This is a genomic window from Azoarcus sp. TTM-91 (genome assembly GCF_012911025.1).
In the GTDB taxonomy this organism is placed as follows: domain Bacteria; phylum Pseudomonadota; class Gammaproteobacteria; order Burkholderiales; family Rhodocyclaceae; genus Azoarcus.
The window spans coordinates 59481-74460 of record NZ_WUEI01000013.1 but is presented as its reverse complement, the minus strand read 5'-3'; the positions used below and the strand labels follow the sequence as shown (position 1 = coordinate 74460).

Here is a 14980-nt window from a genome sequence, read left to right as displayed (position 1 = left end):
GGCGCTTCCAGCGGGGGGGCTTCAGCTGCGGGTGGTTCCGGTAAACGTCTTACCAGCGCGACGCCGCCCTGGCGGAAGAGCTGCTCGTAGCCTTCGGCCGGCACGCGATCGAAGCGGGTGATGGCCATCTCGCCGGGCTTGGGTTCGCGGGAGGGCGTTACCGCCTGCCGATAGACGCTGAAGCTGGGGGCGTCGATCTTCCACGCCACCACATTGCCTTCGTGGCTGCGCGCGACGGCGGCGGCGGCCTTCACCGGCCCTTGCAGCACTTGCCCGATCCAGGGGCTCACCACGCTGGCGAGCAGCAGCACCTGCAACGTGGCCCCCAGCAGCAACTTGTTCCACAGAGGGATGCGGGTGCGCAGGCAGATCGCCAGCCATAGCGCCAGGGCGCCCAGGGTAGCCGCGTAATAGCCGATGCCGGCGGCGCTCAGCGCCTCACCGAGCTGGGCGCGGTAATAGGCGTTGCCAGCCTCGCCCTGCGACAGCGTCTGCAGGATCAGCGGGAAGGCGGCGAACAGCACGAGAGCCACCAGCGGCGCGATCAGGTGCGGCCATTTGCGCCGCAGGCCGTCGCGGTGGGCGGCGATCAGCAGGAACAGCGGCGTCGAGCCGTAGAGCACGTAGTGCGGCAGCTTGGTGCCGGAGAGGGAGAAGAACACCACCACGAAGCCGGCCCACAGCCACAGGAAGCGGCGCACGCCGGTGCCGGCGTCGCTGCGCAGGTGGCGCAGGCTGGCCAGCAGCGGGCCGGTCCAGGGCAGCATCAGCAGCGGCACCGCGAATACGTAGTAGAAAAGGCTGCCGGCGTGGCCTTCCAGCGTGCCGGTGAAGCGCTCCACGTTGTGCTTGAGGATGAAGCCGTCGATGAAATTCTGGCCGTGGATGATGAGCGCCGCCGCATACCAAGGCACCACCAGCACAGCCAGGATGATCCAGCCCTGCGGGTCGAACACCGAGCGCAGCCAGCGCTTCCATTCCAGCTTGCTGGCGCAGTAGAGGAAGGTGACCGCGCCCGGCACGATGAGGGCGATCGGCCCCTTGGTGAGCACGCCCAGGCCGATCCAGACATAGCTGCGCAGCAGCGGCGCGCGGCGGCCGCTTTCCAGGTGGCGCCAGGCGTCGAACAGCGACAGCGCGAGCAGCATGTTGAGCAGCGCGTCTGCCGTGGCGGCGCGGCCGATGGCGAAGGGGCCGATGGCGGTGGCGGCCACCGCCAGCGCGGCAATGGCTGCGTCCGGGCCGAAGCGCTCGCGGGCGAAATGCCAGGCGGCGTAGCTCCACACCGCGGCGCACACCGCCGAAGGCAGGCGGAAGGCCCACTCGGAGGCACCGAAGATCAGGTAGCCGATGGCCTGCAGCCAGTACACCAGGATGGGCTTGTCGAAGCGGTGCTCGCCGTTCAGGTAGGTCGACAGGAAGTCGCCGCGCTCGAACATCTCCCGGGTGGCCTCGGAGAAAGCGCCTTCATCCACATCGAACAGCGGCGTGCTGCCGAGGAAGAGGAAGTAGCTCACCAACGGCAACAGGAAGACGAGCGCGGTGATGAGGCGCTGCTGCGCGCCCTGCGGCACCGGATTCATTGCGCCACCGGCTGGCGCCAGCCTTCGTCCACCGACAGCTCGGCATTCGGCCGGGCGAGGTAGGCGCGGGTGTTGCCGGATTCGTAGTAGACGCGGGCTAGCAGTTCGGCCAGCACGCCGGAAGTCACCATCTGCACGCCGGCGATCAGCAGGAAGAAGCCGGCGAACAGCAGGGGCCGGGTGCCGATGGATTCACCCAGGAAAACCTTCAGCGCCCCCAGATAGCAAAGGATGGCGCTGCCCAGCGCGCCCAGGCCGATGCCGATGCCGCCGAAGAAGTGGCCGGGGCGGGTACGGTAGCGCATGAAGAAGTAAACGAAGATCAGGTCCAGTACCACCCGGAAGGTGCGCGAGATGCCGTACTTGGACTGGCCGAAGACGCGGGCGTGGTGGGTCACCACTTCCTGCGCGATGCGCCGCGGCGTGGTCACCGTCGCCAGCCAGGCGGGGATGAAGCGGTGCATTTCGCCGTACAGGCGCACGTTCTTGATCGCGCTGCCGCGGAACACCTTCAGGCTGCAGCCATAGTCCTTCAGATGCACGCCGGTGAGGCGGGCGATCAGGCGGTTGGCGATGCGCGAAGGGATCTTGCGCAGCAGCAGGCCGTCCTGGCGGTCCTTGCGCCAGCCGGCGACCAGGTCCAGATCCTCGGTCAGCAGGCGGTTCACCATGCGCGGGATGTCGATGGGGTCGTTCTGCAGGTCGCCGTCCATGGTCACGATCACCGTGCCGCGGGCTGCATCCAGGCCGGCCTGCATGGCCGCTGTCTGCTTGAAGTTGCGCATCAGCTCGATGATGCGCACATGCGGCCCGTAGAGTTCGGCGCAGCGCGCCAGTTCGGCCGGCGTGGAGTCGGAACTGCCGTCATCCACCAGCACCACTTCCCAGGGCCAGGGGTAAGGGCCGAGGGCGAGATGGATGCGTTCGAGCAGCGGTTCGACGTTCTCCGCCTCGTTGTACATCGGCACTACCACGGACAAGGTGTGCTTGGGCAGGCCAGCCGGAATCTGCGGCTCGGCGGCAGGGAGCGGGGATAGGCTCATGGGTTCGAAGCGGTCTCGCAAGAAGTATTCGGGGGATTCCGCGGCGCGGAGTCCGGAGCGTCGTTGTCGTCGGACGGGGCCTGTCGGCCCGGGCCTGCGTTGGGGAACAGCCAGGCGATGGCGCCGGCGCTGACCGCGCAGGCGATGACGAAGAGGTGCAGGGCAAGTGCCGCGCGCAAGCCGTCGGCGAAGCCGATGCCGGTGCTCGCCAGCGCTGCGGCGGCGCCCGCCTCGTAGGTGCCGAAGCCGGCCACGCCCTGTATCGGCAGGATGGCGGCCAGCTCCGCGCCCAGCGCGCCGGCCACGCCCTGCGCCGGCGCGGCCGCCAGCAGGGCGCCCAGCAGCCAGGCCTGGGCGGCGAGTTTCACCGACCAGTTGGCGATGGTCCATAGCCAGCCGTAGCGGGCGTGGCGGGTGGATTCGGCGAAGGCGTCGCGCAGCTTGCCCAGCTTGCTGGCGAAGGCGCCGCCTTCCGCCCAGCCATGCGGCCGCCGCGCCCAGCGCGGCAGCGCCCAGGCGAACACCAGCAGGCCGCCACAGGCGAGCACCCGCAGCGCCAGCGGCACGCCCGGCCACATTGCCGCCGCCACCATGCCGACCACCAGCGCATCCTGCAGCCGGAACCAGAACAGCGAAGCCACCGCGCGCGGCAGCGGGGTGGCGAAACTGCGGCGCAGCAGCAGCGGAAAAGCCGCCTCGCCGCCGCGGAAGGGCACCACGTTCACCATGGCGTTGTGGATGAGCACGATGCGCAGACAGGCGCCGAAGCGGCCGCCGGCGTCATGGCGGAATTCGTCGTACACCCGCAGTGCCCGCAGCAGGTAGCTGCAGAACATGCCGGCCACGGTCAGCGCGACCACGTCCGGCGTGAGGCGGGTGAAGGCAGCGCCCACCTCGCGCCAGCGCGCGTCGGCGAGCAGCCAGGCGAGCAGGGCGATGCTGACCGCGAGGGCGAGCAGGCGGCTGGCTTTCACGTTGCCTTGCTCACCGTGCGTGGATGCAGCCAGGCCCAGCCGGCGCCCAACAGGCCGCAAGCCACCAGCAGGTATTGCGACCACATCCCCTCGGGATAGCCGAGATCCTCGATGGCCAGCGCCAGCGCCAGGATGAAGAGCAGCACCGCGGTGATGCGCAGCCCGCGCGCATGCTCCCAGAAGCGCCAGCGGTCCGCCCACCAGGTGCCCAGCGCGGCGCACAGCCAGCCGCCGGCGGCGCCGGCGAAAACGTCCAGCGGCCAGTGGGCGCCGACGGCGAGGCGGGAGAAGCCCACCAGCGCGGCCAGCGCCAGCGCCACCCAGCCCACCCAGCGGCGCTCGCCCGCGGTGGCACAGAAGGTGAAGACGCCTGCGAGGACGAAGGCGGTGGTGGTGTGGCCGGAGGGGAAGGAATTGGTGCGCAGCGGCAGCCCGATCACGGTGATCGCATCCACGCCCAGCACCGCGGCTGGCCGGGGCTCGGCGAAGATCGCCTTCAGGCCTTGCGCATAGAGGATGGCCGCCGGGGCGGCCAGCACCGCCGACGCCACCCAGCGGGGACGCCACAGCAACACCGGCCCCAGCATGGAAAAGGCACCCAGCGTGGCGCCGAAATTGGTGATGCCGGCCCACAGCGCCGCCGGCAGCAGGTACTGCGCCGCCGCGTTGGTGATGACGAACCAGTCCTCATTGTGCCCGCCGAAGAACACGTACAAGGCCAGGGCGCCGGAGAGGATCGACGGAAGGAAGATCCAGGCCGCGGACGGCAGGGTGGACGGGCGGGGAGGGGAATTCGGTACGGTCATCGGCCAGCGGGTCGGTGCAAACGCGTGATTTTATCCGATTGCTCCGCTTTGCCGGTTTTCGGTGGCCGGGCGGAGGTGTTGCCGGCGAACGGTGCCGGGGGCTCGGGTATAATCCGCCGTTTCGATCCGCCGCACGCCCCGGCGTTCCCTTCCCTGTCGGCGGACCTCAATTTCCCCTCCATTTCCCATCGAAATGACCGAAATCCTCAAGCTGCGTGGCGCTCCGGCGCTGTCTTCATCCCGTCTGGAGCGCCTGTCCCGGCGTTTCGCCGCTACCCTGCCCAAGTTTAAGAGCGTGGCGGCCGAGCACTGGTACTTCGTCGAGTTGTCCGCGCCGCTGACGGCGGAAGAGCTGGACCGCTTGGTCGACCTGCTGGATGCGCGCCCGGCGGGCAACGCGCCGGAGGGCAGCCTGCTGCTGGTGGTGCCGCGCCTGGGCACCATCTCGCCCTGGTCGTCCAAGGCCAGCGACATCGTCCGCCAGTGTGGTTTCGGCAAGATTGTGCGGGTGGAGCGGGGCACCGCCTACACCGTGGCCGGCAAGGATCTGGACGAGGCGCGCCGCGCCCTGGCGCTGCCGCTGGTGCATGACCGCATGACCGAATCGGTGCTGGCGGACGTGAATCAGGCCGAGGCGCTGTTCCACCACTACGAACCGCAGCCGCTGAGTTCGGTGGATATCCTCGGCGGCGGCCGCGCTGCGCTGGAGAAGGCCAACGGCGAGCTGGGCCTGGCCCTGTCGGAGGACGAAGTGGATTACCTGGTGGAGAACTTCGGCCGTATCGGCCGCAATCCCAGCGACGTCGAACTGATGATGTTCGCCCAGGCGAACTCGGAGCATTGCCGCCACAAGATCTTCAACGCCGACTGGGTGATCGATGCCCGGCCGATGGAGAAGAGCCTGTTCGGCATGATCAAGGACACCCACAAGGCGCATCCGCAGGGCACCGTGGTGGCTTACTCCGACAACGCCTCGGTGATCGAGGGTGCGGTGGTGCCGAGGCTGTACCCGGATGCCGACGGTGCTTTCCGCTACCACGAGGAAGAAACCCACATCCTCGCCAAGGTGGAAACCCATAACCACCCTACCGCGATCTCGCCCTTCCCCGGCGCTTCCACCGGCGCCGGCGGCGAGATCCGCGACGAAGGCGCCACCGGCCGCGGTTCGCGGCCCAAGGCGGGACTGGCCGGCTTCTCGGTGTCCAACCTCAACCTGCCGGATGCGGTGCAGCCCTGGGAGCGGCCCTACGGCAAGCCGGAGCGCATCGCCTCCGCGCTGGACATCATGATCGAAGGCCCGTTGGGCGCCGCCGCCTTCAACAATGAGTTCGGCCGTCCCAACCTGGCGGGCTACTTCCGTACCTTCGAGCAGGAAGTGCAGGGCGAGGTGCGCGGCTACCACAAGCCCATCATGATCGCCGGCGGCGTCGGCAACATCCAGGCGCAGCAGGCGGACAAGCCGAAGTTCCCGCCGGGCACGCTGCTGATCCAGCTCGGCGGCCCGGGCATGCTCATCGGCCTGGGCGGCGGCGCCGCCTCGTCCATGGCCACCGGCACCAACACTGCCGATCTGGATTTCGCCTCGGTGCAGCGCGGCAACCCGGAGATCCAGCGCCGCTGCCAGGAGGTGATCGACGCCTGCTGGCAGCGCGGCGGTGCCAACCCCATCATCGCCATCCATGACGTCGGCGCCGGGGGCCTCTCCAACGCCATGCCGGAGCTGGCCGACCACGCCGGCCTGGGCGCGCACTTCGAGCTGCGCGAGGTGCACATCGAAGAGCCGGGCATGAGCCCGCGCGAAATCTGGAGCAACGAGTCGCAGGAGCGCTACGTGCTGGCGGTGGCGCCGGCCGATCTCGATGTGTTCCGCGCCATCTGCGAACGCGAGCGCTGCCCCTTCGCGGTACTGGGCGAAGCCACCGCCGACGGCCAGCTCACCGTTTCCGACCGCCACTTCGGCAACAAGCCGGTGGACATGGAGATGCAGGTGCTGCTCGGCAAGCCGCCGAAGATGACCCGCAACGTCTCCCGCCGCGCTGTTTACCTGCCGCCCTTCGACGTCGCCGGCCTGGACCTCAAGGACGCCGCGCTGCGTGTGCTGCGCAACCCCACGGTGGCGAGCAAGCGCTTCCTGATCACCATCGGCGACCGCTCGGTCGGCGGCCTCACCGCGCGCGACCAGATGGTAGGCCCCTGGCAGGTGCCGGTGGCGGACGTCGCCGTCACCGCCATGAGTTTCCACGGCTACCGCGGCGAAGCCTTCGCCATGGGCGAGCGCACCCCGCTGGCGCTGTTGGACGCGCCGGCTTCCGGCCGCATGGCCATCGGCGAGGCGGTGACCAACATCGCCGCCGCCGACATCGCCGAACTGGGCGAGGTCAAGCTCTCCGCCAACTGGATGGCCGCCGCCGGCCACCGCGGCGAGGACGCCAAGCTGTTCGACACGGTCAAGGCGGTTTCCGAGTTCTGCGTCGCCGCCGGCCTCTCCATCCCGGTTGGCAAGGATTCGCTGTCCATGCGCACCGCCTGGAACGAAGGCGGCGAGGACAAGCAGGTGGTGGCGCCGATGTCGCTGATCGCCACCGCCTTCGCGCCGGTCGCCGACATCCGCAACACCCTGACGCCGCAGCTGCAGCTCACTGAAGGCGTGGCCACCGAACTGCTGCTGATCGACCTCGGCAAGGGCGCCAACCGCCTCGGCGGCTCGGTGCTGGCCCAGGTGTACAACTCGGTCGGTGAGCATGCGCCGGATGTGGCGCCGGCCGAGCTGGCCGCCTTCTTCACCGCGGTGCAGCGCCTGCGTAGCGAGGGCCTGATCCTGGCCTACCACGACCGTTCCGACGGCGGCCTGTTCGCCGCGGTATGCGAGATGGCCTTCGCCTCCAGGTGTGGCCTGTCGCTGGTGCTGGACACCGTCTGCTACGACCCCTACATGAACGATGTGGATGGCCTGGAGAAGAAGCCGGACACCCTCAAGGGCCGTTTCGACGACCGCCTGGTCGGCGGCCTGTTCGCCGAGGAACTGGGCGCGGTGGTGCAGATCCGCCGCGACGACCGTGCCCGCATCACCACGTTGCTGCGCGAAGCCGGCCTGGCCTACCACTTCATCGGCGAGCCCAACGACAAGGACGAAGTGCGCTTCTGGCGCAGCGCCAAGCTGGTGCTGTCCGCCTCGCGTGTCGAGCTGCTGCAGGCCTGGTCCGATACCAGCTACCGCATCGCCGCGCTGCGCGACGATGCCGACTGCGCCCGCGAGGAGTTCGATGCGCTGGCCGACGCCGCCGACCCCGGCCTGTCGGTCAGCCTGAGCTTCGACGTCACCGAGGATGTGGCCGCGCCCTTCATCGCCAGCGGCGTGCGGCCCAAGGTCGCGGTGCTGCGGGAGCAGGGCGTGAATTCCCAGTTCGAGATGGCGGCTGCCTTCGAGCGCGCCGGTTTCGAGCCGGTGGATGTACACATGTCCGACCTGCAGTCCGGCCGTCGCAGCCTGGAACAGTTCCACGGCCTCGCGGCCTGCGGCGGCTTCTCCTACGGCGACGTGCTCGGCGCCGGCCAGGGCTGGGCCAAGTCCATCCTCTTCAACCCGGCGCTGCGCGCTCAGTTCGAGGCCTTCTTCGGCCGCGGCGACACCTTCGCGCTGGGCGTCTGCAACGGCTGCCAGATGATGGCCCACCTCGCGCCCATCATCCCCGGCGCCCAGGCCTGGCCGACCTTCCACCGCAACCGCAGCGAGCAGTTCGAGGCCCGCTTCGTCATGGCGGAAGTGCTGGAAAGTCCGTCCATCCTGCTCGCCGGCATGGCCGGCAGCCGCATGCCGGTGGTGGTCAGCCACGGCGAGGGCAGGGCGGTGTTCGCGCCCGGCGCCGATCCGGCCCAGGCCATCGCCGCGCTGCGCTATGTGGACAATGCCGGCAACCCGACCGAGCGCTATCCGGCCAACCCCAACGGCTCCGCCGGCGGGCAGACCGGCTTCACCACGCCGGACGGCCGCTTCACCATCATGATGCCGCACCCGGAGCGCACCGCCCGCACGCTGCAGATGTCTTGGGCGCCGCAGGAACTGCGCGAGGCCAGCCCGGACGCTTCGCCCTGGCTGCGCCTGTTCCGCAACGCCCGCCGCTGGCTGGGCTGATTGCCGGTTTCCGGACGCAACCGTGAATGATCGGGGCCGAAAGGCCCCGATTATTTTCGGGGTATGGATGGGCGAGCGTGCCGCTGCCCGCTAGAATGACGGACGTTTCCCTCTCGCTGCTACCGTCTTGCCTTCCTTGCTCCGTCTTTCTGCCTGCAGGCAACGCTTCGTAAGCTGGCTCGCCTTCGCCGCGATCCTGCTGGCTGCGCTGGCGCCTGCGGTCAATGCGGCGTTGGCGGAGGGTGGCGGCACCATCGACATCTGCACTGCTGCCGGCGTGGTCCATCTGCCGGGTGAGGTCCTGCCCGGCGAGCCGGCCAAGGCGCTGGCGGGCGGTGAACATTGCCCTTACTGCGTACACAAGGCCGCCTTCGACGCGCTGCCGGCTGCTCCCTGGCTGCCGGCAGCACCGCCGGCCGATGCCGGCTTCGAGCGGAGCCAGGCACCAATTCCCCAGGTTTCCTCTTCTGCCTGGCCTACCGCCAGGCCGCGCGCGCCGCCCGCCCTGGGCTGAGCGCCGCCCGCCGTACCGCCACCGGTCCAGGCCCTGGTCGGTGCGCAGCCTGTTTTCCCCTTGCTGTTTCCGTTGGCTGTCCTGCTTTCTACCCGAGCGCGGGGAGGGCTGGCGGCCATGCTGGATCCATCGCCGGCTTTGCCCGGCATCCGTCCTGCGGCGCTGCGCCTTCCGCCGCCCTCGGGCGTTTTCACTGTCGAGGAGTTCCACCATGAAGAAGTTGATGCTTGCCCTGCTGCTTGCCGCCTCAGTGCCTGCCGCCCATGCGCAGGTCCAGATCGAGTCGCCCTGGGTACGTGCCACCGTGGCCGCGCAAAAGGCTTCCGGGGCATTCTTCCGCATCACCGCCGCCAACGATTCCAGACTGGTGAAGGTGAGCTCGCCGGTGGCCAATGTCACCGAGATCCACGAGATGAAGACCGAGGACGGCGTGATGAAGATGCGCCAGATCGACGCGCTGGCGCTGCCCGCCGGCCAGGCGGTGGAGCTGAAGCCGGGCGGCTACCATGTGATGCTGATGGGGTTGAAAGACCAGATCAAGGAAGGCGACACGGTGCCGCTGAGCCTGGTGGTGGAGGGCAAGGACGGCAAGCGTGAAACGGTGGAAGTGCAGGCGCCGGCGCGGTCGCTGACCGCGGGCGCTGCGGCCCCGGCCGCGCCGGCCCACGAAGGCATGGCGCACGAGCACAAGCACTGAACCCCGCCTGAGCCGTCGCTCCCGCAACATTGAGCCTCGCCATGCGCCGCCTGCTGCGCCACCGCGTCTGCCTCGCCTGGATCGTCATCGTCGCGATCCTGGGCGCGGTGTTGCCGCGTGCGCTGCCGATGGCGGAAACCCTGGCGATGGCGGACATCTGCGGCGCCGGCCACTTTGCCTCCTCGCCGGTGGGTGAGGTGGCGGTGGACGACGGCCATGGGCATTGTCCGCTGTGCCGCTGGGAGCCCCAGGCCTGGATGCCGCCGCCGGCGGAACTGCCGCCCGCCCGCGCAATCCTGCCGCCAGCACGCCCGGCGCTGCCGGAACGGGCCGGCCCGCCGCCACGCCCGCCGCTCTTCTCCGCCGTACCCCGCGGCCCGCCCGCGTTTTCCTGACCCGCCAGCCCGTCCAGCGCGCCCCGCAGCAGCGGATGCCACGCCTTCCTCCCTGATCCCAGGCGGAAGGCGGAGCGCCCCCAGGGGGCAGCCCGCTTCGCGCCGCGCCCTGGCAAGGGGAGAAGGCGCGATACCCGTCCCGCTTCATCCGGACCGTGCTGGATCCGGCTCTCGAGCAGCCCCGACGCCGCTGGCCCCCGCCACGCGGTGCGGACCCTCCTGTCCGGCCTCCGCATGCCGCCGGCAGGAATACAAGGAAAACGAGGAATCACGATGTCGCCGAAACTCCGCCAGCTGCCGCTGGCGCTTGCTCTTTGCTTCGCTTTGCCCCTGCCCGTCCTTGCCGCCGAGGCGCAGTTGCATGAACACTCTGAACTCCCCGCAGGAGAGGACACCGCGCTGGGCGCGGTCGTGGTCACCGCGCCCACCATGGACGCGCCGCTTACCGTCGTCACCGACCCCAAGGCGCCACGCCAGCCTATCCCCGCCCACGATGGTGCCGACTTCCTCAAGAGCATCCCCGGCTTCTCGGTGATCCGCAAAGGCGGCACCGACGGCGATCCGCTGCTGCGCGGCATGTCCGGCTCCCGGTTGGGCATCCTGCTGGACGGCCAGGAGATCTACGGCGGCTGCGGCGGCCGCATGGATCCGCCGACCGCCTATGTCTATCCCGAGAGCTACGACCGCGTCACCGTGCTCAAGGGGCCGCAGAGCGTGATCTACGGCGCCGGTATGTCGGCTGGCGTGGTGTTGTTCGAGCGCGATGCGCCGCGCTTCGACAAGGCGGCGTGGGAAGCCTACGGCAGCCTCACCTTGGGCAGCTTCGGTCGTAACGATCAGGTGCTGGATGTCACCGGCGGGGCGCCAGGCTTCTATGTGCGGGCCGGTGCAACCCGCTCGCACACCGATGACTACAAGGATGGCGACGGCAACAAGGTGCATTCCAGCTACACCCGCTGGAGCAGCACCGCGGCGCTGGGATGGACGCCAGACGAGCAGACGCTGCTCGAGCTCTCGTTCGCCCGCAGCAATGGCGAGGCAGCCTACGCGGACCGGAGCATGGATGGTTCCCGCTTCGCGCGTGACAACGTGGCGCTGAAGTTCAGCAAGAGCAAGGTGTCGCCCCTGGTGGACGAGGTGTTCGCCCAGGCTTACTACAACTATGTCGATCATGTGATGGACAACTACAGCCTGCGCGACCAGCTGAACGCCAACGGTTTTTCGGCGATGAACCCGGACCGTATCACCACCGGCGCCCGGGTCGGCGTGAGCCTGACACCCACCGAACCGCTGCGGCTCACCCTGGGGCTGGACGCCAAGCAGGACGTGCATCGCACCCGCAACGCCATGGGGCGCGCCAGCGCGGATGCCGCCGATGACTACTATCGCAGCCTGCCGTACGAGGAGGACATGCGCTTCCGCCAGTTCGGCGTCTTCGGCGAAGGCAGCTACAGCCTGGACGAAGCGGGCCGCATCGTCGCCGGCCTGCGTGTGGACGAACACTCGGCCAAGGATTCCAGGCGCTGCGTGGCCGGCATGTACATGGGAGGCATGTGCATGGGCGCGCCGGTAAACCACACCCGGGGTGAAACCGACCGCGCCACCTTGACCAGCGGCTTCGTGCGCTACGAAGGCAGCACCGCGCTGGGCACCTACTACGCCGGGCTGGGGCACGCGGAGCGCTTCCCGGATTACTGGGAACGCCTGCTGCGGGACGAGGACACGCTGAACAGCGCCTTCCTCACCGTGAAGCCGGAGAAGACCACGCAGCTGGACGTGGGGCTCAACTGGCACGCGGGGGCGTGGAGCGGGGCGCTGTCCGGCTACTACGGCAAGGTGCAGGACTACATCCTGATGACCTGGATCGCGCCCACCCGGGTGCGCAACATCGACGCCACCGTCGTCGGCCTGGAGGCCGATGTCAGCTGGCGCTTCACCCGCAACTGGAAGACCACCGCCACCCTGGCCTGGGTGCGTGGAGAGAACGACACCGACGATACCGCACTGGCCCAGCAGCCCCCTCTGGAAGCCCGCCTGGCGCTGGACTACGACAATGGCACTTACTCGGCCGGCGGCCTGCTGAGGATGGTGGCGGACCAGAACCGCTACGACATCGGCTCCGGCAACATCGTCATGAACGGCCAGGACATCGGCCGTTCGCCCGGCTTTGCGGTGTTTTCGATCAACGCCGGCTGGCGGCCCGCCAAGGACGCCCAGTTGACGGCGGGCATCGATAACCTCTTCGACCGCAGCTACTCGGAGCACCTGTCGCGCACCGGCAGCGCTTTGCCGGGCTTCGTCGTGCCGGTCAATACCCGTATCCAGGAGCCGGGCCGTACTGTCTGGGTCAAATTCCAGCTGGCGCTGAAGTAGTTCTTCCGTAATAGACGAAAGCGGGCTTCCAATCCTGTCGCATCGCCGGAAGCCCGCTATCCATAGGGAAAACTACGATAGACGAGGTCTAAAGTAACCGTGACAATACCGTGGTTATAGAGATGTCCGCGCATGGTTCCAGCGTTGCCCGGGAAGCCCAGGCTTCCGGTTTTTCCCCTCAGGCGGGAAACCACGGGCGCAGGGCCGGCGTGAAGGCACCGTAACCATTCGCCCCCGACCCTGCCGTGCCTACCCTGTCAGTCCGCTTCCGCCGTTTCCTGTTGCACGCTGCGTTGTTCGCCGCGCTGCTGCATGGCTTTTCGGCCACCGCCAGCTATCTGCTGGCCGCGGTGAATGGCACCAAGGTCATCGAAGTCTGTTCCTCCTTCGGCCTGAAAAAGGTCGTGGTGGGGGAAACCGGCGAGCCGGTCAATCCGGCCGACGGCATGGGCAAGCCCTATTGCGACTTCTGCGCCGCCGGCTTCATGGGCGTCGCCCTGCCTGCCTTGCGTCCGCTGCCGGTGCTCACCCGCGTGCTCGCCAGCGCCAGCCAGCGCGAGCCGGAGCGGGTGCTGCGCTTCAAGCGCATGTGGGTGGAGCAATCCCCGCGCGCGCCTCCGGTGCCCGCCTGATTTCCCTTTTTCTCCCTGTGCCATCCCGCGCGGATGGCAGGTGCGGACCGCCGGCTGCGCGGTTCCGCTGATGACGCACGCGCCGGCCTTGATCCGCCCGCCGGCGGCGGCTGGCCGTCGTCCGTCCATGCCTGGCCATCTCCGGGCAGGGCGGCGCTGTGCCCGTGCGTTGCGTGCGTGCCTCGCGGCACGCCTGCCAAGGAATACTGAAAACAATGAGCGAAGCCGTTGTAGACCTGTCGCGACTACAGTTCGCGATCACGGCGCTGTACCACTTCCTGTTCGTTCCATTGACGCTGGGCATGTCCTTCATGCTCGCCATCATGGAAACCACCTATGTCATGACCGGCAAGGAAATCTACCGGGACATGACCAAGTTCTGGGGCAAGCTGTTCGCCATCAACTTCGCGCTGGGCGTCACCACCGGCCTGACGATGGAGTTCCAGTTCGGTACCAACTGGTCCTATTACTCCCACTACGTCGGCGACATCTTCGGCGCGCCGCTGGCGATCGAGGGCCTGGTGGCCTTCTTCCTGGAATCGACCTTCGTCGGCCTGTTCTTCTTCGGCTGGGACCGCCTGTCCAAGGTCGGCCACCTCACCGTCACCTACCTCACCGCCATCGGTTCCAACCTGTCGGCGCTGCTCATCCTCATTGCCAACGGCTGGATGCAGAACCCGGTGGGCGCCGAGTTCAACCCGGTGACCATGCGGATGGAGATGACCAGCTTCTTCGAGCTGCTGTTCAACCCGGTGGCGCAGGCCAAGTTCGTGCACACCATCAGCGCCGGTTACGTCACCGCCGCCGGCTTCGTGCTCGGCATCAGCGCCTGGTACCTGCTGAAGGGCAAGGACGTGGCCTTCGCCCGCCGCTCCTTCCGCATCGCTGCCTCCTTCGGCCTGGCCTCCACCCTGTCGGTGATCGTGCTCGGCGACGAGTCGGGCTACCACGCGGCGGAAACCCAGCAGGCCAAGATGGCGGCCATGGAAGGCATGTGGGAAACCGCGCCGGCGCCCGCCGGGCTGACCCTGTTCGGCATCCCGGACGAAGCCACCCGTACCACCCTGGCCGAGATCCACGTGCCCTGGGTGCTGGGCCTGATCGGCACCCGCTCCATCGACAAGACGGTGCCCGGCATCGCCGAGATCGAGGAGAGGAACGCGGAGCGCGTCACTAACGGCATCCTGGCGGTGCAGGCGCTGGAAGCGCTGCGCAAGGACAAGGGCAACCCGGAGCTGCTGGCCAACTTCAACGAGGTGAAGCAGGACCTGGGCTACGGCTTGCTGCTGAAGAAATACACCGAGGACGTCAGCCTGGCCACGCCGGAGATGATCAAGGCTGCCGCTAGCGACACCATCCCGCCGGTGGCGCCGCTGTTCTTCGGTTTCCGCATCATGGTGGCGCTGGGCGTGTCCTTCCTCGCCCTGTTCGCGCTGTCCTTCTACCACGCCGCGCGCAACACCTTCGAGCAGCAGCGCTGGCTGCTGAAGTGGGCGCTGTACGGTCTGCCGCTGCCGTGGATCGCCTGCGAAATGGGCTGGCTGGTGGCAGAGTTCGGCCGTCAGCCCTGGACCATAGACGGCGTGCTGCCCACCTTCCTGTCCACCTCCACGCTGACCTCCGGCGAGCTGATCCTCTCCATCGCCGGCTTCGTCACGCTCTACACCGTGCTGCTGATCGCCGAGATGTACCTGATGTTCAAGTACGCCCGCCTCGGTCCTTCCAGCCTGGGTACCGGCAGGTACCACCGCGAAACGCCGCCGCAGGCCGGTGGCGCCGCGCTGATGGCGGCCCCGGCCGCGCCGCACGATTCCAAGGGAGTGCAGTAAAT

11 protein-coding genes are annotated in these 14980 nt (G+C 68.5%); 7 read left to right on the top strand and 4 right to left on the bottom strand.

The annotated features are described in order from the left end of the window. From GRF61_RS06240 to GRF61_RS06225, 4 genes are all read right to left on the bottom strand, one after another. The coding region (locus tag GRF61_RS06240; RefSeq protein ID WP_169149822.1) for a glycosyltransferase family 39 protein at positions 1-1583 on the bottom strand (1583 nt) is incomplete at its 3' end. After that, complete coding sequence (locus GRF61_RS06235) at positions 1580-2626, bottom strand: glycosyltransferase family 2 protein (protein ID WP_169149821.1); 1047 nt, start codon at positions 2624-2626, stop codon at positions 1580-1582. The genes GRF61_RS06235 and GRF61_RS06240, both read right to left, overlap by 4 nt. Continuing rightward, the gene (locus GRF61_RS06230; protein WP_169149820.1) at positions 2623-3600 is read right to left on the bottom strand and encodes a lysylphosphatidylglycerol synthase transmembrane domain-containing protein; all 978 of its coding nucleotides are present in this window, start codon (positions 3598-3600) and stop codon (positions 2623-2625) included. The genes GRF61_RS06235 and GRF61_RS06230 overlap by 4 nt, the downstream gene beginning before the upstream one ends. Beyond that, positions 3597-4406, bottom strand: a complete 810-nt coding sequence (locus GRF61_RS06225) for a phosphatase PAP2 family protein (protein WP_169149819.1) — start codon at positions 4404-4406, stop codon at positions 3597-3599. Before GRF61_RS06225 ends, GRF61_RS06230 begins: the two co-directional genes overlap by 4 nt. A 193-nt stretch (positions 4407-4599) precedes the next feature. On the opposite strand from GRF61_RS06225, the gene purL reads away from it, so the two are divergent. From purL to GRF61_RS06190, 7 genes are all read left to right on the top strand, one after another. Next, positions 4600-8538 (top strand): phosphoribosylformylglycinamidine synthase, encoded by a 3939-nt coding sequence (purL, locus tag GRF61_RS06220; RefSeq protein WP_169149818.1) that lies wholly within the window; start codon positions 4600-4602, stop codon positions 8536-8538. A 127-nt stretch (positions 8539-8665) separates the two neighbouring features. Continuing rightward, complete coding sequence (locus GRF61_RS06215; protein ID WP_169149817.1) at positions 8666-9052, top strand: DUF2946 family protein; 387 nt, start codon at positions 8666-8668, stop codon at positions 9050-9052. A gap of 211 nt (positions 9053-9263) precedes the next feature. Continuing rightward, positions 9264-9749, top strand: coding sequence for a copper chaperone PCu(A)C (locus tag GRF61_RS06210; RefSeq protein WP_169149816.1), 486 nt, complete (start codon positions 9264-9266; stop codon positions 9747-9749). Between the two features lie 41 nt (positions 9750-9790). Next, positions 9791-10144 (top strand): hypothetical protein, encoded by a 354-nt coding sequence (locus tag GRF61_RS06205; protein ID WP_169149815.1) that lies wholly within the window; start codon positions 9791-9793, stop codon positions 10142-10144. 273 nt (positions 10145-10417) lie between these two features. Continuing rightward, positions 10418-12517: a TonB-dependent copper receptor gene (locus tag GRF61_RS06200; RefSeq protein WP_169149814.1), complete on the top strand. Its 2100-nt coding sequence runs from the start codon at positions 10418-10420 to the stop codon at positions 12515-12517. 245 nt (positions 12518-12762) lie between these two features. Then, positions 12763-13149, top strand: coding sequence for a DUF2946 family protein (locus GRF61_RS06195; protein ID WP_169149813.1), 387 nt, complete (start codon positions 12763-12765; stop codon positions 13147-13149). A gap of 215 nt (positions 13150-13364) precedes the next feature. Beyond that, positions 13365-14978: a cytochrome ubiquinol oxidase subunit I gene (locus GRF61_RS06190; protein ID WP_169149812.1), complete on the top strand. Its 1614-nt coding sequence runs from the start codon at positions 13365-13367 to the stop codon at positions 14976-14978. The last annotated feature ends 2 nt before the right edge of the window (positions 14979-14980 follow it).

Coding starts and splice junctions, on each gene's coding strand:
- GRF61_RS06235 (WP_169149821.1), bottom strand. CDS start 2,626: ATGAGCCTATCCCCGCTCCCTGCCGCCGAGCCGCAGATTCCGGCTGGC.
- GRF61_RS06225 (WP_169149819.1), bottom strand. CDS start 4,406: ATGACCGTACCGAATTCCCCTCCCCGCCCGTCCACCCTGCCGTCCGCG.
- purL (WP_169149818.1), top strand. CDS start 4,600: ATGACCGAAATCCTCAAGCTGCGTGGCGCTCCGGCGCTGTCTTCATCC.
- GRF61_RS06210 (WP_169149816.1), top strand. CDS start 9,264: ATGAAGAAGTTGATGCTTGCCCTGCTGCTTGCCGCCTCAGTGCCTGCC.
- GRF61_RS06205 (WP_169149815.1), top strand. CDS start 9,791: ATGCGCCGCCTGCTGCGCCACCGCGTCTGCCTCGCCTGGATCGTCATC.
- GRF61_RS06200 (WP_169149814.1), top strand. CDS start 10,418: ATGTCGCCGAAACTCCGCCAGCTGCCGCTGGCGCTTGCTCTTTGCTTC.
- GRF61_RS06190 (WP_169149812.1), top strand. CDS start 13,365: ATGAGCGAAGCCGTTGTAGACCTGTCGCGACTACAGTTCGCGATCACG.